Raw genomic sequence first — 24,167 nt, 5'->3', positions numbered from 1 at the left:
ACTATGACGCGGCCGATGCATACCGCGGTGAAGGACCCCGCGGACGTCGATCAGCTGGCCCAGCACCCAGTGAAGTTTGGCCGCGTGGCAGGTCTCTTTGCTCCGCACCGCGGCACGCTGCTGCTTGTGCTTGCGCTCATCGTGGCGACTTCGGGGCTTACGGTGGTGCAGCCGTTCCTCGTGCGCCGCACCGTGGATGAGGCCATTCCACGGCACGACACCTCGCTGCTTCTGTGGCTCGTCGGCGGCATGCTGGCCATTACCGTAGTCTCCCAGGCCATCGGCGTTATCCAGTCCTTTTTATCCGCGCGGGTGGGGCACACCATCATGCACGAGCTGCGCACGCAGGTCTTTGCCAACCTGCAGCGCCAATCGCTGCAGTTCTTCACCACTAACCGCGGCGGCGAAATCCAATCCCGTTTGACTAACGACATCGCGGCGATGCGCGGCATGGTGACCACCACCGCGACGTCCGTGGCCAGTAACCTCACCATGACGGTGGCCACGCTGGTGGCGATGGTGGCGCTCTCGCCGACCCTCTCGTTGCTGTCCCTTCTGGTGTTGCCTCCCGCCGTGTGGCTCACGCGCCGCGCCGCCGTGCTGCGCCGCAGCCTCATGGAGAAAAACAGCCGCGCGCAGGCAACACTGCAACAGACCATTTCGGAGAACCTGTCCGTCTCCGGCATGCGCCTGGCCACCACGTTGGGAGCGCAGGATCGCGTCTATGGCGCGTTTGAGAAAACCTCCCGCTCCCTCATCCGACTGGAGCTGGAGTCTCAGCTGGCCGGGCGCTGGCGCATGGCGCTGACCCAAATCATCTTCGGCGTGATGCCGGCGCTGATTTACCTGGTTGCCGGCCTGCGCCCGGGGATTACGATTGGCACGCTCATCGCCTTTTCTACCCTGCAGACCCAGATTTTCCGCCCCATCACTGGCCTGCTCAACGTGGGCGCGCAGTGGGTGGCGTCGATGGCGTTGTTTAGCCGCATCTTCGAGTACCTGGACCTGGAGCCCGAACTCACAGAAGCCACCCAGCCCGCCCAGCTTGCCGACGCCTCCCTCACCCTCCAGCACGTTTCCTACCGCTACCCCGGCACTGACACCGACGCGCTTTCCGACGTCTCCCTTTCCATCCCGGCCCACACCACCACGGCCCTGGTGGGGCATACCGGTTCCGGCAAGTCCACGGTGGCCGCGCTTCTGGCGCGTTTGGCGGATCCGACCGAAGGCTCCGTGCTCTTAGGTGGAGTCGACTTGCGCGACATTCCTGCCGATCAACGCTCGGCGGTCATCGGCGTGGTCTCCCAGGAGACCTATCTGATTCACGGCACCGTGCGCGAGAACCTCCTCTTCGCACAACCCGATGCCACGGAGGAGGACATGTGGAAGGCCCTGAATGCGGCGCGTGTGGCCGACGTGGTCAAAGAGCTTCCCGACGGCCTCGATACCCTCGTCGGCTCGCGCGGCTACCGCTTCTCCGGTGGTGAGCAACAGCGCCTCTCCCTGGCCCGCACGCTGCTGCGCCGCCCGCAGGTCCTCATCCTCGATGAGGCCACCTCCGCCCTCGACAACGAAACCGAGCGCGCTATTCAGGAGGCTGTCTTCGGTGCGGACGCGACCCGTGTGGTCATCGCGCACCGACTATCCACGATTTACGACGCTGACCAGATCATCGTCCTCGATGCCGGCCGCGTGGTCGAGCGCGGCACTCACACCGAGCTCCTCGCCCGCGAGGGCGCCTACGCCGCGCTCCTTCGCGCCGCCTCCGACGCCTAGTTACCGTTCGGCAAGGTTTGCTTTCGGGCTATTTCCATCCTCATCTGGAAAGCCTTGTCCTTCTGCCCAGTTGAAGCCAGTAAAAGTCCAAGAGCAACGGAGTCAGAATGAAAATGGAAATGGGAAACGGGTTTATTAAGTGCGTCCCGTTCGTATTCAAAGCGGACGATAGGAGGCCGCTTTTTTGATTGGCGGTAACAAATCTTAAAGCTGCTTGATGCTACAGCCAGATGCTCGCCTGAGCTGTTCTCGCACATTGCGTAAGATGCTTCGAGCAGTGCGGGTTTAGCATTTGAGGTTTGTGCCTGCAGTGGTTTCGACAGTTGAAAACTGAACCTCTTGAGCTCAGAGTTAAAGGCCTCGCCTGTGATGACGGTTGGTCCGGGCAGGCAATCATCTAAAAGTTTTGTGGCTCTGGAAGCGAACGTGTTAGCTAATTCAGCTAGACGGTCTGCATCCATATCTCAGAGCTAATCTCCAATAACGAATGAGAGGGCTTCGTAGCGGTTGAGAATGTCCTCGTCCGCAATGGTGATTTCGTCGATAGCGCGCAACGCGTAAAGCTCATCGATAGTGCGCGGGCTCAAATCCTGAAGGAGCTGTGCGCGTTCCAAGCAGAGTTCGGCGGTAGTGCGTGGGGTGAAAATAGGTGCGGACACTGTGACTCCTTTCCTCGTGGCTCTAAGCATAGACGCAACAGTGGACACGTGCGGTGGAGCTAAGAAAACCCAGCCTGAGCTGGGTGAATAAGTGGAGCCGACGACGGGAATCGAACCCGCGCCAGCAGCTTGGGAAGCTGCAGTTCTACCATTAAACTACGTCGGCACAATGCAGATTATGCACTCATAAAAGCTTAGCACTGCTGTAGCGCGCGCTCGCAAACGGCCCTGTAGGAGGGGAGTGGGGCTGTGGCCGCGTAGACTGATAGCCGTGCTTCTTTCTGATCGTGACATTCGTGCCGCCATCGCCTCTGAAGGTCCTGATGCTTTGAGCATCGAGCCTTACGACGCCGAGATGGTCCAGCCGTCCTCCATCGACGTGCGCCTCGACAAGTTCTTCCGCGTGTTCAATAACTCGCGCTATACGCACATTGACCCGAAGGAAGAGATGCCGGACCTCACCAGCGAGGTGGAGGTGGCCGAGGGCGATGCCTTCGTCCTGCACCCAGGCGAGTTCGTGCTGGGTGCCACCTTGGAAAAGTTCACCCTGCCGGCCAACCTAGCGGGCCGCTTGGAGGGCAAGTCCTCCCTGGGGCGCTTGGGGTTGCTGACGCACTCCACGGCCGGGTTTATCGATCCGGGCTTTTCTGGACACATCACGCTGGAGCTATCCAACACCGCGAACCTGCCCATTACCCTGTGGCCGGGAATGAAGGTGGGGCAGCTGGCCATCTTTAAGATGTCCTCGCCGGCGGAGGCGCCGTACGGTTCCGGCGTGCTCGGCTCGAAGTACCAGGGCCAGCGCGGGCCGACGCCGTCGAAGTCCTATCTGAACTTCCGTTAAACTTTTCTACCCGCGTCAGGCAAGCCGACACCACTGCGCCTAAAATAGCCGGTTATGCGTATGACTGTTATTGGTACCGGCTACCTAGGTGCGACACACGCCGCCTGTATGGCGGAGCTCGGCCACGAGGTACTCGGCGTAGATGTTGATGTAAACAAGATTGAGGCTCTCAAGAACAGCCGCGTGCCGTTCTATGAGCCTGGCCTGCCGGAGGTCCTCGAGCGCAACATCGAGGCCGGCCGCTTGGATTTTTCCACCAGCTATGACGATGCCGCAGAGTTCGCGAACGTGCACTTCCTCGGCGTCGGCACGCCGCAGGCCCACGGTTCCTATGCCGCGGACCTGACATACGTGAAGTCCGTCATCACGGAGCTCGTGCCGCGCTTGAAGGGCGAGCACATCATCTTCGGCAAGTCCACCGTCCCGGTGGGCACCGCGGCGGATCTGCAGCAGATGGCCGATGAGCTTGCCCCGGAGGGCACCAGCGTGGAAATCGCCTGGAACCCGGAGTTCCTGCGCGAGGGCTACGCTGTCAAGGACACCATCACCCCAGACCGCATCGTCCTCGGCGTCGGCGAGGCAGGGCTCGCCGGCGGTGAGAGTCGAGCCGAAGAGGTCGCCCGCGAGGTCTATGCCCAGCCGCTGGCGCAGAATACCCCGTTCATCGTCACGGACCTGCAGACCGCCGAGCTGGTCAAAGTCTCCGCCAACGCCTTCTTGGCCACCAAGATTTCCTTCATCAACGCCGTGTCTGAAATCTGCGAGATTGCGGGGGCGGACGTCGTCAAGCTTGCCGACGCCATCGGACACGACGAGCGCATCGGCCGCAAATTCCTCGGCGCCGGCCTGGGTTTCGGCGGCGGCTGCCTGCCCAAGGACATCCGCGCATTCATGGCGCGTGCTGGTGAGCTCGGCGCGGACCAGGCGCTGACCTTCCTGCGCGAGGTCGACGCCATCAACATGCGCCGCCGCGACCGCGTCGTGGACCTGGCTAAGCAGGCCTTCGACGGCTCTCTTCTAGGACACCGCGTGACCGTCCTGGGCGCTGCCTTCAAGCCGAACTCCGACGACGTCCGCGATTCGCCGGCGCTGTCCGTCGCAGGTTCGCTCTCCCTCGCCGGCGCTGCCGTGACGGTCTTCGACCCGCAGGGCATGGAGAACGCCAAGAAGGTGTTCCCGACCCTCAACTACGCGCCGACTGCCGACGCCGCCCTCAAGGACTCCGAGCTCGTCATCCTGGCCACCGAGTGGCAGGAGTTCCGCGATTTGGACCCGGCCGTCGCCGGCGAGCTTGTTGCCCGCCGCCACATCATTGACGGCCGTAATGTGCTCAACGTCGATGCTTGGCGTGCCGCCGGCTGGACTGTCGACGCCCTGGGGCGCGTCCTTCCGGCATCGTAAACGCCGCAATTGCCGTGGTCAGTGGCACCGCGAGGGTCAAGGCCATGGCACCGAGTAGCGAGCGCATGACCTCCGTCGCCACGAGGTCGCTGGAGAGAATCTGACCCGCTGGGCGCTGCGCCGCCGCAATAAGAATGAGCAGCGGCAGCGTGGCACCGGTGTAGGTCAGCACGATGGTGTAGACCATGGACGCGATGTGGTCGCGTCCCACCTTCATTGCTGATGCAAATAGCTTTCCGGGGCCCGCCGAAGGGTCGGCGGCGTGCAGCTCCCGCACGGTCGAGGCCTGCGCCACTGCGATGTCGTTAAGGCTGCCCAGTGCGCCCACAATGAACCCGCACAACAGCACGCCGACGACGGGCACCCCGGGCATGTAGAGCAGTAACTTGAGGTTGTCTTCCGAGCTGGCGCCGGTCAACGCCGTGCTGCTTATCGACGCCCACCCCAGCGCCCCCGCAACCCCCAACGCCACCAAGACGCCACCCAGCGCTGAGGCGGATTTCCAATTCACTCCGTGGACGAGTGGTACGACGAGGAAGATGATCGCGGCGCAGGCCACCATCGCCAGCGGCAGCGGCGCGTGCCCTTCCACTAGCGAAGGCACCAGATAAAACAGGACGATAGCCAGGCTAATCCCCAAACCCACCAGCGCGCGCAGGCCATGCCACGCGGCAAAGCCCACGATGATGAGTGCTGAGATGATGGCCCACAACGCGAGGTTTCCGCCGCGTCGATAGTCGGCGAAGGCGTACGTTCCGTCCGCTGAGCGCGAGAGCATGACCTCGTCGCCGGGATTCAGCGTGGGGTCGCCCGCCACCCCATAAAATACGAGCTGCGTTAAGCGGCCTTGGTCGTCGCCGGACGTGAGGTCAAGGAGAACGCGCGTGCAGGACGTGTCATCGCCTGAGGCGGGGATAAGCGGTGCCTCGTCGAAAGCTTTGCCCGTGTGTGGGTCGCTGCATAAGTGGTTATCCACAGTCGTGACCGTACCTTCAACTTGCGGCTGGTTGAGAGCGTACGTCGACGCGAAGTCGGGGCTGGTGTGCTCCATTAGTGCACTGGTGGGGCGGAGTATAAGCAGGCCAGCCACCGTTGCGAGCGCTGCCACTGCCAAGAATCCGAGAAGTCCCGTCCGCCAAGGGCTTAGGCTAGTCATGCCTACTATTGTGAACGATTGCCATAAGAATGAAAACTTATGCTGACGCGGTCAACAAGTTGTCCACAGGTTTTTCTTGAACCATTGTGAACTCTCGTGGCACCCAATAGCGTCGTTGGCATGAACCTTGTTGAAGCGCATCTTCGCAGCCAGGCGGCAGGCATCGAGCTCGTCGCCGCCGTTGCGGGCCTCAGCCTTGACCAGCTCCGGGCGTGGGGTCCGGAGTCGGTGGCGCGGTCCTTGCTTGCGCTTTACGACGTCTACTTTTCCCACACCTCCTTTTCCCGCAAACAAACCCGCGCCGTCGATGCTTCCCGCGCCAATAGTCATGACCTGCCCACGCTGATGCTTATCGAGCGCTTTGCCCGCCGCCTCACGAAACAGCGTGAGGCCTGGGACTTGCGCATTGAGCTGTGCAGCATCAAAGGCGATGAAGCGGCTGTCGCTCGGCATGCCCGCACTCGCATCCGCGAGCTCCTCCCTCCGCCCGCGCCGAAGCCGGGCGTGAAGATTCGCCGCGGCAAGGAGATGTCGAAGCTTACGGTGACAGCCCCGTCTTCCATCATCGAGGACCTGCGCTACAACATCGACGAGGACGATCCTGTGGGGTCCTTCACCGCCGCGTTTCGCGAGGGACGCCTCGCCCGCCCCGTCGCCCAGACCTTCGCTGTTATGGAGCTTCCCGAGTACGCCCGGATTCTCGGCCGCCTCGGGGACCCCGCCACCCCGCGTCCCGATTCCCACCTTCCCGGCGCGACTGCTGCCCCCGGCGCGTCAACCACCGCAGGGGCGTCAGCCACTTCTGCAGCTAGCTCCGGCCCCGCACCTGACCTCGGAGACATCGTTATCCAGCTTTCCAACGGTGCGAAAATCACCGGCGCGGAACTCATCGAGCGTGAGCTCGCCGAGGAGGGCCTCGTCATGCTCGTCGACCGCGTCAAAGGCCCCGTCGAACTGCACCGAACCCAGCGCCTCGCCTCCGACAAACAGCGCACCATGGCCATTGGTGAGCAGCCCATCTGCGCGTGGCATGACTGCCTATGTGGAGCGGACTATGCCCAGATTCACCACATCACCGAGTGGCGCAACGGCGGCGACACTAACCCCGAGAACCTCACCCCACTCTGCGAATATCACAACGCCATCAACGGCTTGCCCGGCCGTGGCCGCATTGTGCGGGAGAACGGGCGCATTAAGTGGCAGCCGCCAGGGCCTCGCGATCCGCGCGAACCGGTCCATCCACACCGCGCGCCTCGCTCCCAGCGCCTCCGCAACGCCCGCACTGTCTCCGCCGGCGTCGCTGGCAGCACCGGCTCTGCCGCTCCTGCTGCCGGCCGCGGTGATTACCCGCGCTCGTCGACAGGCCCCGCCGAATCCACCGCAACTTCCCTCTCCGAGCCTGGACCAGACCCGCCCCGCGGCGCTTAGCCTTGCGCCGACTCCATTTCTCGCAGGTTCGGTCGAATCCGCGCTACTGGCGGTAACTCACTAAGAAATTGCCGAGGCGCTCAATCGCGTTTTCCAGCTGCGATGCCCACGGCAGCGTCACCACACGGAAATGGTCCGGGGTAGGCCAGTTAAAGCCCGTGCCCTGCACCATGAGGATCTTCTCTGCGCGCAAAATGTCGAGCATGAGCTTCGAGTCATCGTGAATGTCGTAGACCTCCGGATCCAGACGCGGGAAGCAATACAGCGCCCCCATCGGCTTCACCACGGATACGCCCGGAATCTCGTTGAGCTTCTCGTACGCAATGTTGCGCTGCTTGAGCAAACGACCATTCTCAGCGGTGAGCTCATAAATCGACTGCCGCCCGCCCAGCGCCACCTGAATCGCGTGCTGCGCTGGCACATTCGGACACAGGCGCATGCCTGCCAAAAGGTCGATGCCCTCGATAAACCCAGCTGCGTGGGACTTCGGGCCGGTCAGCACCATCCACCCAGCACGGTAGCCGGCCACGCGATACGCCTTGGACAAACCATTAAAAGTAATCGTCAGCAAGTCCGGCGCTAGCGAAGCAATCGAAATATGCTTCGCGCCGTCATACAGAATCCGGTCATAAATCTCATCGGCCAAAATCAGCAGATTATTCTCCCGCGCCACATCAACAATCTTCTGCAGCGTCTCGCGCGAATACACCGCACCCGTCGGGTTATTTGGATTAATGACCACAATGGCTTTGGTCTTTTCAGATACTTTCGCCCGAATATCCTCAATTGACGGGTTCCAGTCATCCTCCTCATCGCACAGGTAATGCACCGGCGTACCGCCCGCCAGTGACGTCGCTGCGGTCCACAGAGGGTAGTCGGGGGCGGGGATGAGAACCTCGTCGCCGTCGTCAAGCAGCGCCTGCGTCACCATCGAAATGAGCTCTGAAACACCATTGCCCAGGTAGACATCATCGACATCAAACGGTGGGAAATCTTCCAGCTCGTAGCGAGTCACAATCGCGCGCCGCGCCGGGATAATACCTTTCGACGTGGAATAACCCTGCGAGGTCGGCAGCGCCGCAATCATGTCGCGCATAATGACATCCGGCGCATCGAACCCAAACACCGCCGGGTTGCCGGTGTTGAGCTTCAGAATGTTGTGCCCGTCGAGCTCCATGCGTTCGGCCTCCGCGGAAACCTCGCCGCGAATGTCATAAGCAACGTCTTGTAGTTTGGTGGATTGATCAAAAATCCGGTGGTGAGTCATGCGAGATATGTTACTTCCGGTTCCACTCGTCTAGCTTACGTTTCGCCAGATTCATCGCATCCCCTGTGATTTCACTTGCTTGCCGACGCCTCTCCGCCCACTGCGCCTGCTCCAACGCCCTCGTCTGCGCGCGTTCCTCCGCAGTCGCCGCCTTGAGCTCTCGCATACGCTGGCGCTCAATCTGCCGCGGTGAGGGGCGGTGCCAGGATTCCGGGCCCACTTTGGCCACGTAGAGCATGATCCATATTGCGGGGATAAGGAAGAGCAAACCCGTTCCCGTCAGCGCAGCCGCCACACCAGAAAGCGCGTTGAAGGCGACGAATGCTCCGAAAGATAGCCCCAGCGTGCCCACCATGGCCGTGGCCAAACGCGGCTTCCGCGTGGATTGGTACGCGCGCTCCATCTCGCCGTGGGAGTAAATCTTGAGCTCCGTGCTGGCCTTGGTAGGAATATCCATGAAGACTTCCGCCAATTCGCGGCGGGTCGTGGCTTGCATTACCGCGTCGGTGCGCTCCTCGAATTCATCCATTGTTAGACGGCCTTCACCCAAGGCTTGGGCGAGGTCGTTGACGGCGTCGGTCCGTTCGGCGTCGGAAAGCCGCATACTGAATGGATTAGTCACGGCACCTATTCTAGCAGGCTATTTCTCCGACTTAGCCGGCTCCTCTTCGCGCAGCAGGCTGGCGATGAACGGGAAGATCGCCACCGTCAGCGCGCCACCGGCGATGAAGATGGACGCCATTTCGTTGTCGACGATTCCCGACGCCACCGCCAGCGACATCACCGCCACGATGATCGGCAGACCCGTCGCGGCATAGAGCGCAACCTGGATGCGCTCGCGGGTGGTCTCGACATCGGAGCCGGTCTGATGGAGGTTCTCACGTAGGAACACCGGCAGGCCACGCGTGACCACAATAAGCAACGGGATACCCAGCACCTTGATGGGCTCGCTCACGATGACGTCCCAGTCAATCGCCATGCCGGAAATCACGAAGAACACTGGGATGAGCATGGAATAAAACACCACGTCGAGGCGATTTTCCAGGCCTTTGTGGTACTCATCCGGGATGATGCGGTTCAGGATAATGCCCGCAGCGAACGCTCCCAGCACAATGTCCAGCTCGAACACGGCCGTTACAGCCATGAGAATCGCCAGAATCAGGATGATGAGACGCATGATGGTCTGGTTCGTCGAGCCAGCCCCCGAGATGAACGCATCTTTGAACCACGGCATGAGCGTCGTAATGGCAAACGGCATGAAGGCCACGGCCACTGCAATACCAATGAAAGCCAGCAGGATAAGCATCGTTGCCAGCGTCGATCGCGAGCCCAGAAGCAGCGCCATCGCGGTAATCGGCGCGACCTCACCAATCGCGCCGTGAATCAGCACGGAATCGCCCACGCGCGTGCCGAGTAGCTTGTCCTGCTTCAGCATCGGCGTAATCGTGCCGAGCGCTGTCGATGTCAGGGCAATCGCCATCACGATGGCGCCCGGGATGTCGTCCATGAGGAAATACGCGCCGACGCCACACGCCACCATGCAGATGGCCCACGTCGAAAAGCCCGTCACAGCTTCTTTGGACTTCAGCGCAGCAATGTCGATTTCGAAACCTGCCAGCAGGAACAGCGCGCCGACGCCCAGTTCCTTTAGCATGCCGATACCCGGATCCTCGTGCGCCAAACCCAGCATCGAGGGCCCGATAATCATGCCGAAGAAGATGAGCAGCGCCACGGCCGGCATCTTTTTGCCCGTCAGGTGGGAGATCAGCGGTGCCAGCAAGGCCACCGCCATGATCCACGCGAAGGATACGAGCGAGTCGGTGTAATTGCTTTCGCCAGCGGCGAGGACGTACGTCACGTCAAAATGCATGTCTAGAGACTACCCGTGCCGCCCCAATCGCGCCTAGTTTAAAAACTAGTCCTGGCTCGGCGGCTTCGGGGCCTGTGCCACGCTTTCCGACGCCCCCGGCGCCACCGGCACTTCGGGGGCTTTCGGCGCGCTTGGTGCCTTCGGCGCCGCCGGGGCACTCGGTACATCCGGCGCAGCGGGCGCTGCTGGAGCCTTCGGCGCCGCCGGGGCACTCGGTACATCCGGCGCAGCGGGCGCTGCTGGAGCCTTCGGCGCTCCTGGCGCACGAGGCGTCTCCGCTGCCTTCGGCGCTTCCGGCACCGCAGGTGCGCTTGGCACGGATGGGGCGGTTGGAGCCGGCGGCGTGGCGGGAGCTGCAGGGGCCGCGGGCGCGGACGGTGCGGTTGGCGCCTTTGTTGCTGCCGGAGCGCTAGGTGGCTTCGGAGTAGCAGGTGCGGACGGGGTGGAAGAGTCTGCGGGGGCACTGGGTGCTGTGGGCACCGACGGAGTGGAGGGAGCAGCCGGAGCTGTTGGTGCGCTTGGCGTGGCAGGGGCCGAAGGCGCGGAAGGGGCAGATGGAGCTGGCGGGGTGGCGGGAGCTGCAGGAGTCGCCGCTGGGGTTGGAGGCGTCGGAGCGGGAGATTCTAGAGGCTCTGGGGTGGTGGGCGCATCGGCGGCAACGGCGGGCGCGGAAGTGTCGGGCACCGACGAGTCGTTAGGTCGCGAAGAAGCGGTGGGGTCGGACGGTGCGGCGGGGGAGAGACGACGCGGGGTGTCGAGGAAAGCCTTCTCGCGCGGGGCGGGGAGAGTGCCGGAGGGGGCGATGGCGTCGCGAAGCATAAGCGCTACATCGCTGACCTGGGTTTCCGGCGCAACGGACTTCACACCACCGGTGAGCATGACGTTACAGAACGGGCAACCGGTTGCAATCTCAGAAGCACCGGTGGCCACTGCCTGCTCCGAACGGAACTCATTGACGCGCTTGCCCAGGTTTTCTTCCATGAACATACGCGCACCACCGGCACCACAACAGAAAGCTTCGTCACGGTTGTGGTCCATTTCCGCAAGCGTTGCGCCAGTCGACTCCACGAGTTCACGTGGCGGGTCGAAAACCTTGTTATGACGGCCCAGGAAGCAGGGATCGTGATACGTGACGGGGCGGCGATTCTCCGGCGAACGTGGCACCGGCACGAGCAGCTTTTCGCGCACCAAACGGTTGAGCAGCTGCGTGTGGTGCAGCACGTCAAAGTGGCCGTCGAAATCGGGGTATTCGTTGCGAATCGTATTAAAACAGTGCGGACACGTGGTGATGATCTTGCGTTGGCCTTGAGGGACGCCGTGGAAGGCGTCGTTAAGCGCGGCAACATTCTGCTCCGCCATTACCTGGAACAGGAACTCATTGCCGGCACGGCGCGCCGGGTCACCCGTGCACGTTTCGCCTGTGGCCAGCACGCCGAACTTCACGCCGGCGGTGTGCAACATGTCCACTACCGCGCGTGTCGTAGCGCGGCCCTTGTCGTCGTACGCACCCGCGCAGCCGACCCAGAACAGGTACTCGAGGTCGGAAAAATCCGTAGCGTCCTCACCGATAATCGGCACCTCAATGCCGTCGGCGCGCGCCTGGTCAATCCACGCGCGGCGCTCCGAGGCGTTGCGGCCCCACGGATTGCCCTTCGTTTCCATGTTCTTAAACAGCCCGGTCAGCTCCGACGGGAAGTCAGACTCCGCCAGAACCTTGAAACGGCGCAGGTCCGCGATGTGGTCGATGTGCTCGATGTCCACCGGGCACTGGTCCACGCACGCACCACAGTTGGTGCACGACCACAGGACGTCATCATCAATCGTGCCCGCCATCGCCAGCACGTTTAGCCCCTCATGCGGGTTGTAATTATCCAGCGCACCCTGGCGCAGGTCCATCATGACCTTTTTCGGACTCAGCGGCTTGCCGGTATTCCACGCGGGGCAGAGGTCCTGGCAGCGGCCGCATTCGGTGCAGGAGGAGGCGTCGAGAAGCATTTTCCAGCTCCCCGGCTCGAGGTCCTCTAGGTCCGGCGTGGGAACAGCGCCCAGCGCCTTCTCGCCGTCGGCGTTGCGCTGGAAGAAGATGTTGAAGAACGCCATGAAGCGGTGCCACATGACACCCCACTGGAAGTAGCGGGCGATGCAGGCGATGAACGCCATACCCGTCAGCAGCTTCACCAGGGCAAAGAATTGAACCATGCTTGGCGACGTCGGCAGCATCCCCGCCACATGAATCGTCAAGAAATCAGCCCACTGCGACCCACCGTCAAACGTCGCGATGGAGGACGCCTTGACCAGGAGCATGCCGAGGCCCTCGACAAACACGATGGCTTCCACCAAGTGCGCTGGGAAGACCTGCGAATTGTAGAAGCGGCTGCCGCGCTCAGTGTGGCCGAGCTTGAGGCGTACTGCGGCGAGGAAGCCAATGCCCAGCACCGTTGCGATGCCGAGGACCTCCTCGATGAAGTGATAGACCGGCCAGTCGCTGAGCCACGGCCAGCCTTTATCGGGCGCGAAGGTTTGGATATAGGCCTCAAACCACACCAGAATGCCGAAGAGGAAACCTACCATGACAAGCCAGTGCGCGGCGTTGACGAACGGGCGGCCCTTGAAGTGGGTATGGCCGAAGACTTCGACGAGGACGCGGCCGAGGCGCGACATCGGGCGGTCGGTGCGGTTGAGCTGCGTGGGCCCACCGGAGCGGATGAAACGGAAGAGCACACCGACTCGGTAGAAGAAATACAGCCACACCGGGATCGATGCGGCGATGGCAACCCAGCCGAACATGCGCGCTCCTTTATTGCTTGGCTCAATGCTGCTTCCTACCTTAAAGCCTTACTGCTCAATTCCGGGAGTCGGGATTCAGCTATCATTCTGAGGGTCAACTTTTCAGGAGGCGTTGTGGGCAGAATCAGTGTGCCGAAAGCCGCGGCGGGCCTAGTAGCGGGCTTCGCGGCATTTGGCGTGGCGGGCTTTGCGGTGGCGCAGGGCGGTCTGACGGCGAACCTGGCGCTGTCGGGCACGTTCTTTAACGTCAACATGCGCCACTTGGAGGGCGAGGGCTTTTCCCTCTTCATCGATAGCGACAAGAAGGGTGAGGAGGACGTCCCCACCGCGCGCCTCAAGCTGGAGCACGCCGTGGCCTCGGACTTGTGCCTTTACGTCACCACGGACCTGCCCGCGGTGGGGGAGTCCACGCTCGCGCTCAAGGCCAAGGGCGATAACAGCGTGGAGGCCACCGACCTCCTCGTCGGTGCCTCAGATATCGAAGGTTCGCTGGTCATGCAGGACGCCAACGTGGGTATTGACGCCCGCCAGCTTTCCGACGCCGCCGACCCCGGCACCTGGGGCCTCTACTCCAAGCAGGTTTCGCTGACCGCCGACGACGTCCGCGCCACCTCCATCGGCGCGAAGACCCTGTCCGCGCAGAACGTGGGCGTATCCGTGGAGCGGGGCCGTGGCCATGCCTGCTGATGGCGCTAGTGGCGCTCCAGGAACGAGCGCCGTGGAACCTGATTCAATCGATGCCGACCAATCCGGCTCCGTAGCGCCCAAACCGTCAGCGTGGACGCGCTTTAAAGCCTGGCGCCGCGAGCGGCCTTTCATCCCGGGGCTGCTGCTCATCCTTTCGGGCATCATCATTGCCATGCCCGCCTACTTCACGGTCCAGATTTCGGACCTGCTCGTCATGATTTCCACCGTGTCGGGCGTATCCACGCTGCTCATCGGCGCGCTTCTCGTCATGTTTGGCCTCGGCGCGTGGTTTCGCCCCGCCACCGCGACGTATCTTGGCGTGCTGGGCATCATCGTGGCGGTCATTGCCTTGCCGGCGTCTAATTTGGGAGGCTTCCTCGTTGGCTCGCTGCTCGGCATTGTTGGCGGCGCACTCACCTTGGCTTGGGAGCCCAGCGATGCGTAAACACCGCCCGAACACCCCGCGCCGCGCGCCCCGCCCTTCGCGCTCACGGAGCACAGTGATCGCGGCCGTTGTGGCCCTCGCGGTGAGCGCGAATGGCGGGGTAGAGGTCGTGAGCGCGCAGGTTGCCCCCGACCAGCCTTATTTCTCCACGGTGACCGCGAAGGAGGTGACGTTGAGGGGCAACGTGGGCGCCACCATCAGCACGACACCGACCGGCGACGGCGAGGTGCGCGTCCTGGAACTCACCGGGGACCGCCTTGACGTGCAGGACCTCGCCATCACGCTGCCCGGCAACGCCGGTGATGGACTACTCACCACCGGTGGTGCGCAGACCACGGTGGAGGGGTCCGTACGCATCGTCGCGACGTCTCTGACCGCTACGCCCACCATTGAAGGCGCGCGTACCGTGCCGGTCACCGTGGATCTGACCGGGGATATCAATCACGTCCTCGACCAGCTCGGCATTCCCCAGCCACACCCCGTCCCGGACGCCGCGCTTCCCGACGCCCTCATGGACCACCTCTCCCTCACCAACGTCACCCTCGAACTGGCGAACCTCACCGGGGATAGTTTCTCCGCGCCGGTGATTGCGGTGAGCGTGGACTAGCGCGCGGGGCTAGGGTTCGCGGAACTGGGACTGGTGGAGGCGCCAGTAGGCGCCGTGGGTGTCGAGAAGCTCAGCGTGGGTGCCTTGTTCGACGATGCGGCCTTCTTCCATGACGATGATGACGTCGGCGTCGCGAATCGTGGACAGGCGGTGCGCGATGATAAAGGACGTGCGGCCCTGGCGCAGGGCGTTCATGGCCTGCTGGACGTGCATCTCGGTGCGGGTATCGACAGACGAGGTGGCCTCGTCGAGGATGAGCAACGCCGGCTGGGCCAGGAAGGCGCGCGCGATGGTGATGAGCTGACGCTCGCCAGCAGAAATGGCGCCGCCGTCTTGGTCAATCTTCGTGTCATAGCCCTCGGGGAGGGAATGGACGAAGCGGTCGACGTAGGTGGCCTTCGCCGCGGCGATGACCTCGTCGTCGGTGGCATCGAGGCGGCCGTAGCGGATGTTGTCCATGATCGTGCCTTCAAAGACCATGGCGTCCTGGAGCACCATGCCCACTTGGGAACGCAGCTCGTGGCGGGAAATCTCCGCGGTGTCGATGCCATCGAGGCGGATGGTGCCCGAATCAATGTCGTAGAAGCGCATGATGAGGTTAACCAGCGTGGTCTTGCCAGCACCCGTGGGGCCCACGATGGCGGCGGTCTGGCCGGGCTCGACGCGCAGGGAAAGGTCCTGGATGAGCGGGGAGTCGGGGTCATAGGAGAAGTCGACATCCTCGAACTCGACGAGGCCCTTCGCGCGGCCGCCGAGGCGGGAGGTGGGTTCTTCGAGGGGCTCCTCCTCGGCGTCGAGGAACTCGAAGACGCGCTCGGCCGACGCCACGCCCGACTGCACCTGCTGCATCATGCCACCGAGCTGGCCCAGCGGCTGGTTGAACTCACGCGAGTACTGAATAAAGGCCTGCGCACCGCCCAGCGTGAGGGAGCCGGAGGCCACCTTGAGCGCGCCAAGCACCGCGATGACCACGTAGGACAGGTAGGAAATGAACTGCATGATCGGCATCATCATGCCGGCCAGGAACTGCGCCAGCGACGCGGAGCGGAACAGCTCCTCGTTGCGCTTGTCAAAGTCCTCCGTCATGGCATCGATGCGGCCGAAGACGGTGGCGAGGTCGTGGCCGGAGAACGCCTCTTCGATCTGGCCGTTGAGGTCACCGGTCGCTTTCCACTGCGCCTTGAACTGCTTCTGCGCGCGAGAACCAATGACCGCAATCACGACGGCGGTCAGCGGCAGCGCGAGCAGCGCCACGAGGGCCAGCTGCCAGGACACGGAGAACATCATGACCGTAATGCCCACGACCATGAGCAGGTTGTAAAACAGCTGCGAGATGGCCTGTTGGAGGGCGGACTGGATATTGTCGGCGTCGTTCGTTGTGCGCGAGAGCAGGTCGCCGCGCGATTGCGTGTCGAAGTAATTGAGCGGCAAGCGGTTGAGCTTGGACTCGATATCTCCGCGCAGGTCGAAGACCACCTTCATCACCAGGGAGTTGAGCAAAAAGCCCTGCCACCACTGGAAGAACGAGGACACCACGTACATCGCGATGACAATGAGGATGATGGTGCCGAGCTTGGAGAAATCAATGCCGAAGCCGGGGTTTAAGTCCATGGCGGAGGCCATGTCGGCAAACTTGTCCTGCCCGCCCGCGCGGAGCGCCTCAATGGCCTGCTCCTTCGAGATCCCCGCCGGCATGTGGCGCGAAATAACGCCGGAGAAGATAACGTCGGTGGCCATACCCATGACCTTCGGCGCGGCTACCGCCAGCAGCACGCACACGATATTCATGGCGGCAATCGCAAAAAGCTGCACCTTGAACGGTGCAAGCAGGCCAAAAAGCCGTTTCGCAGAGGGCCAGAAGTTCTTGGCCTTGCGCGGGGCGTTCTCGCCTGTCTTTTCTTCCAGCTCTGCCGTTTGTGCGTCGTGTTCAGCCATTTACGCCACCTCCGCGGTCTTCTGGGATTCCACGATTTCGCGGTACGTCTCGGAGGTGTCGAGCAGCTCCTCGTGCGTGCCACGCGCGACGATGCGCCCAGCATCCATGACCAGAATCTGGTCCGCGTCCACAATCGAGCTCACGCGCTGCGCCACGATGATCGTCGTCGCCTGCGCGGTGTACTCCCGCATGGCGTCGCGCACCGCGGCATCGGTGACGACATCGAGTGCGGAGAAGGAATCATCAAACAGGTACACCAGTGGCCGCGCAACGAGCATGCGGGCAATGGACAGGCGCTGGCGCTGACCACCGGATACATTGGTGCCGCCCTGCGCGATGTGCATGTCGAGGTCCTCGACAAAGTCCGCCTGCGCGGTGCGCAGCACGGCCCACAGATCCTCATCGCTGGCGTCCGGGGCGCCGAGGCGCAGGTTGGAGGCCACGGAGCCGCTGAACAGGTACGGTTTCTGCGGCACAAGCCCCACACGCTTGACGACGTCCCCCCGCTTCATCTCGGCGACATCCGTGCCGTCGAGAAGCACGTGGCCCTCGGTGGGCAGATAGAGGCGCGGAATGAGGGAGAGCGCAGTGGTTTTGCCGGAGCCGGTGGCGCCGATGAGCGCGGTGGTGGTGCCGGGGGTGGCGGTGAAGGAGACGTCGCGAAGCACAGGCTCCTCGGCGCCGGCGTATTGGAAGGTGACGCTGCGTAGCTCGACGACGCCCTCGGAACGTGCCGGGGTGACGGGGTTGGTGGGTTCGTCGATGGAGGGCGCGTGGTCGAGGACGTCGGTGATGCGGCGCGCGCAGATGATGGAACGCGGCAAAATCATGGCCATGAAGGTGCCCATCATGACGGCGGCGAGGATCTGGAGCAGGTACTGGAGGAAAGCAGTAAGCGAGCCGACCTCCACCAGGCCCTCGTCGACGCGGTGGCCGCCGAACCACAGGACCGCGCCCGTGGCGACGTTGAGGATGACCGTGATGATGGGGAACATGAGGATGAACAGCTGGCCCACCTTGAGCGAGAGGTTGGTGAGGTCGCGGTTGGCCTCGCGGAAACGTTCGGACTCGTGCTCCTCGCGGGTAAAAGCGCGGACGACGCGGATGCCGGCGATTTGCTCGCGCAGGGTGCCGTTCATGGTGTCTAGCTTGTCCTGCCAGGCGCGGAAGAGCGGCATGAGGCGCACGATGATCGCTGAGAGTGCGGCGAGCAGCACGACGACGGACACGACGACAAGCCAGGACATGCCGGCGTCTTCTCGGATGGCCATGATGATGCCGCCGATGGACATGATGGGGGCCGTGACCATGAAGTTAAGGATCATCATGTAGACCATCTGGATTTGCTGAACGTCGTTGGTGCCGCGCGTGATGAGGGTAGCGGTGCCGAAGTGGCTCATGTCTTCGGCGGAGTAGCGGGTCACGCGGCGGAAGATGTCGGAGCGCAGGTCGCGGCCTAGGCCCATCGAGGTGCGGGAGCCGAACCAGATTGCGGCGATGGCGGCGGTGACCTGGACGAAGGCCACGCCTAGCATGATGCCGCCGGTGCGCCAGATGAAGTCGATGTCGACCTTGGCGACGCCTTCGTCGATGATGCGGGCGTTGAGTGACGGCAGGTAGAGCGTCGCCGCGGTGGATAGCGCTTGGAGGAGCAGGACCGCGATGACGTAGCCGGTATAGGGCTTGGAGCGGGATAAAAGGATGCGAACGAGTTCCATGTGCCAGCGTTTCATACGTGTGGGCGGCCGCGCGGTTTCTGCGCTGGGCCGCTGAAGAGCATTGACCGCGCAAGTTTATCCGTTTCCCCGCGCGAGCGTCTAGCTCGCGCGCTAGAAGCAGACCGGGGCGCGCTGGGCGCGGGCCGCGACGGTAGCCCAATCCTCGATGTCGGCAGTGGGGCGGCATAGGCCTTCCCACGTCGTGATGGCCACGCCACGTGCCATGAGCTCTAGCAAAACGAGGTGGCGGTCGCCAGACGCGGAGAGCTGATTGAGGTCCGTGTGGCTAATATCGGCGTCAGGGCCAGTGCCCACGCGGACGTTGCCGATGAGTCGCAGCCTCGGCGTTGTTCCCTTCGGGCACGGAGCAGGAGCAGATTCAGCACCAGAAAGCCCAGCGAAGCGGCGCAGCAAACCGAAGGGCGCGGGGCGCTCACAGAAGAGGTCCACACACAAACCGGCCGCAATGAGCCGTTCCGCGGTGGAGAGCGCCGCCGGGCTATCGCCGGCGATAGCAACACGCTGCATGAGAACCCCTTCGGTTCGAAGAATAGACTGTCTAGTCTGTAAATCTAGTCCGCTCGGTTCACTACGGCCAATTTTTATTCTCCCCAGTGCCCAAGCTCACGGCACTAAGCCTCCCGGGAAGGGCTGCGCGCCGCACCCATCACCCCTAAAGTGAGATGCCATGACCGAACCGACCAACCTGCTGGACCGCGGCGACTACCGCGACCCCAGCATCAGCCCCGAGGGCACACGAGACACCGCACCGCTCGACCCCTCAGTGGCACAGCGCAACCAAGAACTCGTCGACGCCTGGGCCGACAAACTGTACGACGCCTCCGCCGAGACCATCACCGAATGGGCCGCCGAGCACGCGCCGGGCCGGCTTGCAGTGACGATGTCTATGGAAAACACCGTCCTCGCAGAGCTCGTTCACCGCGCCCACCTCGACGCCGACCTGCTCTTCATCGATACTGGGTGGCACTTTGAGGAGACGTTGGGGGTGGCGGGGGACGTCGCCAAGCGCTATGCGGACCTTCCCTTGGTGCGGGTCCTGCCGATTCTGAGCCCCGAGGAGCAGGACAAGATTTACGGCCCGCGCCTGTATGCGCGCGATGTGGCGGCGTATAACCGCATGCGCAAGGTGGAACCGCTCAACATGGCGATGGACCCGTACGTCGGGTGGGTCACCGGCCTGCGCCGCGCCGATTCCGAGCACCGCGCCACCGCGCCGGCGCTGAGCTTGGACCGCACCGGCCGGCTGAAGATTTCCCCGATCATTACGTGGGATCTTGACCAGACCGACAAGTACATCAAGGACCACGACCTCATCATTCATCCCCTTACCCTTCAGGGCTACCGTTCCATCGGCTGCGCGCCGCTGACGTTCCCGGTGGGCGAAGGTGAGGACGCGCGCTCCGGGCGCGTATTCGCTGACGGCAAGACAGAATGCGGGTTGCACGAATAATGACTCTTTCACCACACCTTAAAGACTTAGAGAACGAATCCCTCCACATCCTGCGCGAAGTCGCCGGGCAATTCGACAAGGTAGGACTGCTCTTTTCCGGCGGCAAGGACTCCGTCGTCGTCTTCGAGCTCGCCCGCCGCGCCTTTGCCCCCGCCACCGTGCCGTTTGAGCTCATCCACGTCGATACCGGCCACAACTTCCCGGAGGTCATCGAGTTCCGCGACCGCCTCATTGAGGAATCCGGCGCCCGCCTGCATGTGGCCCTGGTCCAGGACTGGATTGACCGCGGCGAGCTCCAGGAGCGCCCCGACGGCACCCGCAACCCGCTGCAGTCCGTGCCGCTCGTGGAGACTATCGCGGAGCGCGGCTACGACGCCGTCCTGGGCGGCGCGCGCCGCGACGAGGAACGCGCCCGCGCCAAGGAGCGCATCTTCTCCATCCGCGATTCCTTCGGCGGCTGGGACCCGCGTCGCCAGCGCCCCGAGCTGTGGGACCTCTACAACGGCGGCAAGATGGCCGGCGAAAACGTGCGCGTGTTCCCCATTTCTAACTGGACCGAGTCCGATATTTGGGAGTACATCGGCGCCCGCAACCTGGAGCTGCCGTCCATCTACTATTCCCACCAGCGCGAGGTGTTCAAGCGCAACGGCATGTGGCTGACCCCGGGCGAGTGGGGCGGGCCCCGCGAGGACGAGTCGCTGGAGACCCGGACTGTGCGCTACCGCACCGTAGGTGACATGTCCTGCACCGGCGCGGTGGATTCCACGGCTTCCACGACGGATGAGATCCTCGCCGAGATTTCTGTGTCTACCCTCTCCGAGCGGGGTGCTACCCGCGCCGACGACAAACTCTCTGAGTCCGCCATGGAGGACCGCAAGAAGGAAGGCTACTTCTGATGAGCAACGTTTCCGCGCTTAAGCAGCGCGACACCCTCCGCCTGTGCACCGCTGGCTCCGTCGATGACGGCAAGTCCACCTTTGTCGGCCGCCTGCTCTATGACACCAAGTCCGTGCTGGCGGACCAGGTGGAATCCATGGAGCGCTCCTCCGCCGACCGCGGCTTTGACGGTATGGACCTCTCGCTGCTTGTCGACGGCCTCCGCGCCGAGCGCGAGCAGGGTATTACCATCGATGTGGCCTACCGCTACTTCGCCACTGATAAGCGCACTTTCATCCTCGCCGATACCCCGGGACATGTGCAGTACACGCGCAATACGGTCACCGGCATGTCGACGTCCCAGGTGGTGGTGCTGCTTATCGACGCCCGCCATGGCGTCGTCGAGCAAACCCGCCGCCACCTCAACGTCGCAGCGCTCTTGGGTGTGCGCCACGTGGTGCTGGGCGTGAACAAGATTGACTTGGTGGACTATGACGAGGCCACCTTCCGCTCCATTGAGTATGAGTTCTCCGAACTCGCCGCGCGCCTGGGGCTTAGCGATTCGGTGGCTATTCCGATTTCTGCGCTTAAGGGCGACAACGTCGTGGAGCGCTCCACGAACATGGACTGGTACTCCGGGCCGACCGTCCTGGATGTTTTGGAGACCGTCCCCGTGGCAACCGGGCGCGCCGATGACTTGGACTTCCGTTTCCCCATTCAGTACGTCATCCGTGAGCACGCCTCCGATTATCGCGGCTATGCCGGCCGCGTGAAGGCCGGTCACGTGGCGGTGGGGGATACCGTGAAAACACCGGGCGGGCGTTCCACCACCGTAACGGGTATCGATACCGCTGATGGCCCGCTCGCTGAAGGCAAGCAGGCCACGGCTGGGGATTCCGTCGTGCTGTTGTTGGCTGATGACATCGATCTTGCTCGCGGTGATCTCCTCGCCGGCTCGCAGCGCCCCGAGGCGGTCCGCGAGTTCGCCGCGACTGCGGTCGTGCTTACCGACAAGGACCTCACACCAGGCCAGATGCTCAAGCTGCGCTACGGCACCGACCTGGTCAAGGCCCGTATCGCGTCGGTGGATCGCATCCTCGACCTCGACGGTGTGGCCGACGACGAGTCGCCGGAGAAGGCCTCGCTCAACGACATCGCCTACGTCACCATCCAGACCCAGACGGAGCTGCCGGTGGAGGACTATGCCGCGCGTGGCGCGGTGGGCAACTTCTTGCTCATCGATGCCTCCAGCGGCAACACGCTGGCCGCAGGGTTTGTGGGCCAGCGGCTACGTTAAAGGTTGCGTTGCGGCGGCCGAACCGCCGCGCTTAGCTTCCCGGCGGGACGTCGCCGCTCATGATGACCTTCTGCTGGGCGTCGTCCCAGCGGAAGCCGGCCTCCGTAGTTCCGGTGTGTTCCGCATTGGCTTCGCCCTCGCGCGGCCAGTGGTAGGTCACAGCAATCTCAGTGCCGCTGACTTGCTCGACGGTGGGGAAGAAACCGTAGGGCTCGGCGGTCGCGGTGCCCAGGTAGTCGCCCTTGTGGAAGAGCATGATGTGGTAAGGCGAAGAGGCCGTTCCGCGCTCGATAGTGATGATCTGCCAGCTCAGCTCCGCACAAGGATCGAACTGTGAGAAATCCACCAGCGTCCAGTTGTTGTCCTGCCACGGAGGAATCGTGCCGATTCCTGATTCATAGGCCGCGTGGGCGTCAATAGTCTCGCAGGATTCTGCGTCCTCTTCTTCTGCCGGGGCCTCAGCAGGAAGCGTCGGCGAGGCGCCCGCGGTCGGTGCTTCGGGGTCATCGGTGCTCTCCGTGTCATCCGGAGCGTTGTCCGTCGCGCTGTTGTGGACGGTATCGAACGTTGGCGAATTATCCTGCGCCGCGTCGCCGGAGCAGGAGGCGAGCGGGAGGCAGAGAAGGGCAGCGCCCACAAGTGCACAGCTACGCCTCAACATTGATGTTCCTTCCTCGCATTGTGCGCCTCTTGTGGGGCGCACGACTGGCTCTATCTTATCTAGGCCTTCGGGGGAACATCGCCGTTCATGATGACCTTCTGCTGGGCGGCGTCCCATCGGAAGCCGGCATGGGTCTGGCCCGTTGGCGCGGCATTGGCGTCGCCTGCCTGTGGCCAGTGGTAGGTCACGGAAATCTCGTTACCGTTGACCTGCTCGATGCTGGGGAAGAAGCCATAGGGCTCAGCGGTCGCGGTGCCGAGGTAGTGGCCCTTGTGGAAGAGCATGATGTGGTGCGGCGAGGAGGCAGTGCCGCCCTCGACGGAAATGGTCTGCCAGCTCAGATCCGCGCACGGGTCGAAGTGGGAGCTATCGACAACCTTCCAGTTGTGGCCATTCCACTGCGGAACCTGCGCGATGTTGGCGTTGACAGCCGCTTGGGCGTTTCTTACCCCGCAGACTTCAGCGACGGGGCTGGCTTGGACTTCTTCGGGGCTGCTGCAGGCGATAAGGGGGAGGCAGAGTAGTGCTGCTCCGGCGAAAGCTCGTGGTGTGAACATGGTGTTCTCCTTTCTGAGGTCTCGGTGTGGTTCCAGACCCTACAAGCGGCCAGGGCCCCGGACTAGAGCTGTGGAGAACATTCCTCGGGTCACCGGGTAGTCTCGCAGGCATGGAGAATGTCTTGTTTGTTGCCGCCGTTGACGCTGAAGCCTCTCACGTCCCGGAAGGCGCGCCGCTGCTCATCACGGGGATCGGCACGGTTCCCGCCGCGATTGAGCTGACGAACGCGCTGGCCTCGGCTGAGGTGCTGCCGGAGCGCGTCATCAACATTGGTACTGCGGGCGCGCTTGTCGACGACCTCTCTGGCGTCTTCGAGATCTCCCACGTGAGAAAGCACGACTTCCATTTGGACGTGCTCAGCGATGTCTCCCGCTATCTCCTTCCGGAGGTCATCGAGCTGGAGACCTCCGGTAAGTTGCCCACGGCGTCGCTGGCGACGGGTGATTCCTTTATCTCCGATACCCCAACCCGCACGCGCCTTGCCCAGGATTCCGAGCTGTGCGACATGGAAGGCTATGCCATCGCGGCGGTGTGCCGGAAGTTTGGTGTGCCGTGCACGTTGCTCAAGCAGGTCTCGGACACCGCCAATGAGGAGTCCTATGGCACGTGGGCGTCTGTGCTGGACCGCGCGGCGGAAGAACTGGCCGAGGCTTTCGGCACGGTCACCGCAGATTAGGCCCTACATATGGAAAGTGCCCTAGTTGCCAAAACCATTGCTCCCGC

23 protein-coding genes and 1 tRNA gene are annotated in these 24,167 nt (G+C 63.1%); 11 read left to right on the top strand and 13 right to left on the bottom strand.

All coding sequences use genetic code 11. The features are described from left to right. Window positions 1-3 precede the first annotated feature (3 nt). Complete coding sequence (locus tag I6J26_RS04950; RefSeq protein WP_115023843.1) at window positions 4-1,776, top strand: ABC transporter ATP-binding protein; 1,773 nt, start codon at window positions 4-6, stop codon at window positions 1,774-1,776. On the opposite strand, the gene I6J26_RS04945 is transcribed toward I6J26_RS04950, so the two are convergent. From I6J26_RS04945 to I6J26_RS04935, 3 genes are all read right to left on the bottom strand, one after another. Then, window positions 1,773-2,237: a hypothetical protein gene (locus I6J26_RS04945; protein ID WP_239121837.1), complete on the bottom strand. Its 465-nt coding sequence runs from the start codon at window positions 2,235-2,237 to the stop codon at window positions 1,773-1,775. The two genes, I6J26_RS04950 and I6J26_RS04945, sit on opposite strands and share 4 nt — an antisense overlap. Window positions 2,238-2,246: 9 nt before the next feature. Beyond that, the gene (locus I6J26_RS04940) at window positions 2,247-2,435 is read right to left on the bottom strand and encodes a hypothetical protein (RefSeq protein WP_070673297.1); all 189 of its coding nucleotides are present in this window, start codon (window positions 2,433-2,435) and stop codon (window positions 2,247-2,249) included. Between the two features lie 92 nt (window positions 2,436-2,527). After that, window positions 2,528-2,601, bottom strand: a tRNA-Gly gene (locus tag I6J26_RS04935). Between the two features lie 105 nt (window positions 2,602-2,706). Here I6J26_RS04935 and dcd point away from each other — a divergent pair. Together dcd and I6J26_RS04925 are read left to right on the top strand one after the other, a co-directional pair. Next, window positions 2,707-3,279 carry a dCTP deaminase gene (dcd, locus tag I6J26_RS04930; RefSeq protein ID WP_115023841.1) on the top strand — a complete coding sequence of 191 codons (573 nt, stop codon included), beginning with the start codon at window positions 2,707-2,709 and terminating at the stop codon, window positions 3,277-3,279. Between the two features lie 54 nt (window positions 3,280-3,333). Then, window positions 3,334-4,680 (top strand): UDP-glucose dehydrogenase family protein, encoded by a 1,347-nt coding sequence (locus I6J26_RS04925; protein WP_115023838.1) that lies wholly within the window; start codon window positions 3,334-3,336, stop codon window positions 4,678-4,680. Here the strand turns inward: I6J26_RS04925 and I6J26_RS04920 are convergent. Further along, window positions 4,610-5,836, bottom strand: coding sequence for a YibE/F family protein (locus tag I6J26_RS04920; RefSeq protein ID WP_070673293.1), 1,227 nt, complete (start codon window positions 5,834-5,836; stop codon window positions 4,610-4,612). The genes I6J26_RS04925 and I6J26_RS04920 overlap by 71 nt on opposite strands. 120 nt (window positions 5,837-5,956) lie before the next feature. Here I6J26_RS04920 and I6J26_RS04915 point away from each other — a divergent pair, with 120 nt between their 5' ends. Beyond that, the gene (locus tag I6J26_RS04915) at window positions 5,957-7,264 is read left to right on the top strand and encodes an HNH endonuclease signature motif containing protein (RefSeq protein ID WP_115024499.1); all 1,308 of its coding nucleotides are present in this window, start codon (window positions 5,957-5,959) and stop codon (window positions 7,262-7,264) included. 43 nt (window positions 7,265-7,307) lie between these two features. On the opposite strand, the gene I6J26_RS04910 is transcribed toward I6J26_RS04915, so the two are convergent. From I6J26_RS04910 to I6J26_RS04895, 4 genes are read right to left on the bottom strand one after another with little or no spacing between them, the layout of a single operon-like run. Next, entirely contained in the window at window positions 7,308-8,531 is a 1,224-nt protein-coding gene (locus I6J26_RS04910; RefSeq protein ID WP_115023836.1) for a pyridoxal phosphate-dependent aminotransferase, read from the bottom strand. A 10-nt stretch (window positions 8,532-8,541) separates the two neighbouring features. Then, a complete protein-coding gene (locus I6J26_RS04905) occupies window positions 8,542-9,135 on the bottom strand; it encodes a DUF1707 SHOCT-like domain-containing protein (protein ID WP_115023833.1) in 594 nt (197 codons plus the stop codon). Between the two features lie 36 nt (window positions 9,136-9,171). Further along, a complete protein-coding gene (locus I6J26_RS04900) occupies window positions 9,172-10,401 on the bottom strand; it encodes a cation:proton antiporter (RefSeq protein WP_115023830.1) in 1,230 nt (409 codons plus the stop codon). 45 nt (window positions 10,402-10,446) lie between these two features. Beyond that, window positions 10,447-13,188 (bottom strand): (Fe-S)-binding protein, encoded by a 2,742-nt coding sequence (locus tag I6J26_RS04895; RefSeq protein WP_115023827.1) that lies wholly within the window; start codon window positions 13,186-13,188, stop codon window positions 10,447-10,449. Window positions 13,189-13,302: 114 nt separating this feature from the next. On the opposite strand from I6J26_RS04895, the gene I6J26_RS04890 reads away from it, so the two are divergent. From I6J26_RS04890 to I6J26_RS04880, 3 genes are read left to right on the top strand one after another with little or no spacing between them, the layout of a single operon-like run. Further along, on the top strand, window positions 13,303-13,875 hold the full coding sequence (locus I6J26_RS04890; protein ID WP_070673283.1) for a DUF6230 family protein: 573 nt from the start codon (window positions 13,303-13,305) through the stop codon (window positions 13,873-13,875). Between the two features lie 31 nt (window positions 13,876-13,906). After that, window positions 13,907-14,320: a DUF6114 domain-containing protein gene (locus I6J26_RS04885; protein WP_239121836.1), complete on the top strand. Its 414-nt coding sequence runs from the start codon at window positions 13,907-13,909 to the stop codon at window positions 14,318-14,320. Further along, on the top strand, window positions 14,313-14,927 hold the full coding sequence (locus tag I6J26_RS04880; protein ID WP_147279350.1) for a hypothetical protein: 615 nt from the start codon (window positions 14,313-14,315) through the stop codon (window positions 14,925-14,927). Before I6J26_RS04885 ends, I6J26_RS04880 begins: the two co-directional genes overlap by 8 nt. Window positions 14,928-14,936: 9 nt before the next feature. On the opposite strand, the gene I6J26_RS04875 is transcribed toward I6J26_RS04880, so the two are convergent. The 3 genes from I6J26_RS04875 to I6J26_RS04865 form a co-directional block, all read right to left on the bottom strand. Beyond that, window positions 14,937-16,862: an ABC transporter ATP-binding protein gene (locus tag I6J26_RS04875; RefSeq protein WP_115023822.1), complete on the bottom strand. Its 1,926-nt coding sequence runs from the start codon at window positions 16,860-16,862 to the stop codon at window positions 14,937-14,939. Next, entirely contained in the window at window positions 16,863-18,581 is a 1,719-nt protein-coding gene (locus tag I6J26_RS04870) for an ABC transporter ATP-binding protein (RefSeq protein ID WP_115023819.1), read from the bottom strand. A gap of 111 nt (window positions 18,582-18,692) precedes the next feature. Next, the gene (locus I6J26_RS04865; RefSeq protein ID WP_115023816.1) at window positions 18,693-19,109 is read right to left on the bottom strand and encodes a methylenetetrahydrofolate--tRNA-(uracil-5-)-methyltransferase; all 417 of its coding nucleotides are present in this window, start codon (window positions 19,107-19,109) and stop codon (window positions 18,693-18,695) included. A gap of 160 nt (window positions 19,110-19,269) precedes the next feature. Here I6J26_RS04865 and I6J26_RS04860 point away from each other — a divergent pair, with 160 nt between their 5' ends. From I6J26_RS04860 to I6J26_RS04850, 3 genes are read left to right on the top strand one after another with little or no spacing between them, the layout of a single operon-like run. Further along, window positions 19,270-20,052 carry a phosphoadenylyl-sulfate reductase gene (locus tag I6J26_RS04860; protein WP_115023813.1) on the top strand — a complete coding sequence of 261 codons (783 nt, stop codon included), beginning with the start codon at window positions 19,270-19,272 and terminating at the stop codon, window positions 20,050-20,052. Next, on the top strand, window positions 20,052-20,948 hold the full coding sequence (gene cysD / locus I6J26_RS04855) for a sulfate adenylyltransferase subunit CysD (protein WP_115023810.1): 897 nt from the start codon (window positions 20,052-20,054) through the stop codon (window positions 20,946-20,948). The genes I6J26_RS04860 and cysD overlap by 1 nt, the downstream gene beginning before the upstream one ends. Further along, on the top strand, window positions 20,948-22,225 hold the full coding sequence (locus I6J26_RS04850; RefSeq protein ID WP_115023807.1) for a sulfate adenylyltransferase subunit 1: 1,278 nt from the start codon (window positions 20,948-20,950) through the stop codon (window positions 22,223-22,225). The genes cysD and I6J26_RS04850 overlap by 1 nt, the downstream gene beginning before the upstream one ends. A 31-nt stretch (window positions 22,226-22,256) precedes the next feature. On the opposite strand, the gene I6J26_RS04845 is transcribed toward I6J26_RS04850, so the two are convergent. Then, window positions 22,257-22,886, bottom strand: coding sequence for an LppP/LprE family lipoprotein (locus I6J26_RS04845; RefSeq protein ID WP_115023805.1), 630 nt, complete (start codon window positions 22,884-22,886; stop codon window positions 22,257-22,259). Between the two features lie 59 nt (window positions 22,887-22,945). Further along, entirely contained in the window at window positions 22,946-23,443 is a 498-nt protein-coding gene (locus I6J26_RS04840; protein ID WP_115023802.1) for an LppP/LprE family lipoprotein, read from the bottom strand. A 110-nt stretch (window positions 23,444-23,553) separates the two neighbouring features. Between I6J26_RS04840 and I6J26_RS04835 the strand changes: the two genes are divergently transcribed. Beyond that, the gene (locus I6J26_RS04835) at window positions 23,554-24,120 is read left to right on the top strand and encodes a nucleosidase (protein ID WP_115023799.1); all 567 of its coding nucleotides are present in this window, start codon (window positions 23,554-23,556) and stop codon (window positions 24,118-24,120) included. The last annotated feature ends 47 nt before the right edge of the window (window positions 24,121-24,167 follow it).

The sequence above is a fragment of the Corynebacterium minutissimum genome, from assembly GCF_016889765.1.
GTDB classification, from domain to species: Bacteria; Actinomycetota; Actinomycetes; order Mycobacteriales; family Mycobacteriaceae; genus Corynebacterium; species Corynebacterium minutissimum_B.
The sequence above is the reverse complement of the archived record's forward strand: the minus strand, read 5'-3'. Positions and strand labels throughout refer to the sequence as shown.

Bases quoted from the DNA above. Each gene is read 5' to 3' on its own strand.
- I6J26_RS04950 (WP_115023843.1), top strand. From the start codon at position 4: ATGACGCGGCCGATGCATACCGCGGTGAAGGACCCCGCGGACGTCGAT.
- I6J26_RS04945 (WP_239121837.1), bottom strand. From the start codon at position 2,237: ATGGATGCAGACCGTCTAGCTGAATTAGCTAACACGTTCGCTTCCAGA.
- I6J26_RS04925 (WP_115023838.1), top strand. From the start codon at position 3,334: ATGCGTATGACTGTTATTGGTACCGGCTACCTAGGTGCGACACACGCC.
- I6J26_RS04920 (WP_070673293.1), bottom strand. From the start codon at position 5,836: ATGACTAGCCTAAGCCCTTGGCGGACGGGACTTCTCGGATTCTTGGCA.
- I6J26_RS04915 (WP_115024499.1), top strand. From the start codon at position 5,957: ATGAACCTTGTTGAAGCGCATCTTCGCAGCCAGGCGGCAGGCATCGAG.
- I6J26_RS04910 (WP_115023836.1), bottom strand. From the start codon at position 8,531: ATGACTCACCACCGGATTTTTGATCAATCCACCAAACTACAAGACGTT.
- I6J26_RS04905 (WP_115023833.1), bottom strand. From the start codon at position 9,135: ATGCGGCTTTCCGACGCCGAACGGACCGACGCCGTCAACGACCTCGCC.
- I6J26_RS04900 (WP_115023830.1), bottom strand. From the start codon at position 10,401: ATGCATTTTGACGTGACGTACGTCCTCGCCGCTGGCGAAAGCAATTAC.
- I6J26_RS04895 (WP_115023827.1), bottom strand. From the start codon at position 13,188: ATGTTCGGCTGGGTTGCCATCGCCGCATCGATCCCGGTGTGGCTGTAT.
- I6J26_RS04880 (WP_147279350.1), top strand. From the start codon at position 14,313: ATGCGTAAACACCGCCCGAACACCCCGCGCCGCGCGCCCCGCCCTTCG.
- I6J26_RS04875 (WP_115023822.1), bottom strand. From the start codon at position 16,862: ATGGCTGAACACGACGCACAAACGGCAGAGCTGGAAGAAAAGACAGGC.
- I6J26_RS04870 (WP_115023819.1), bottom strand. From the start codon at position 18,581: ATGGAACTCGTTCGCATCCTTTTATCCCGCTCCAAGCCCTATACCGGC.
- I6J26_RS04865 (WP_115023816.1), bottom strand. From the start codon at position 19,109: ATGCAGCGTGTTGCTATCGCCGGCGATAGCCCGGCGGCGCTCTCCACC.
- I6J26_RS04860 (WP_115023813.1), top strand. From the start codon at position 19,270: ATGACCGAACCGACCAACCTGCTGGACCGCGGCGACTACCGCGACCCC.
- cysD (WP_115023810.1), top strand. From the start codon at position 20,052: ATGACTCTTTCACCACACCTTAAAGACTTAGAGAACGAATCCCTCCAC.
- I6J26_RS04850 (WP_115023807.1), top strand. From the start codon at position 20,948: ATGAGCAACGTTTCCGCGCTTAAGCAGCGCGACACCCTCCGCCTGTGC.
- I6J26_RS04845 (WP_115023805.1), bottom strand. From the start codon at position 22,886: ATGTTGAGGCGTAGCTGTGCACTTGTGGGCGCTGCCCTTCTCTGCCTC.
- I6J26_RS04840 (WP_115023802.1), bottom strand. From the start codon at position 23,443: ATGTTCACACCACGAGCTTTCGCCGGAGCAGCACTACTCTGCCTCCCC.
- I6J26_RS04835 (WP_115023799.1), top strand. From the start codon at position 23,554: ATGGAGAATGTCTTGTTTGTTGCCGCCGTTGACGCTGAAGCCTCTCAC.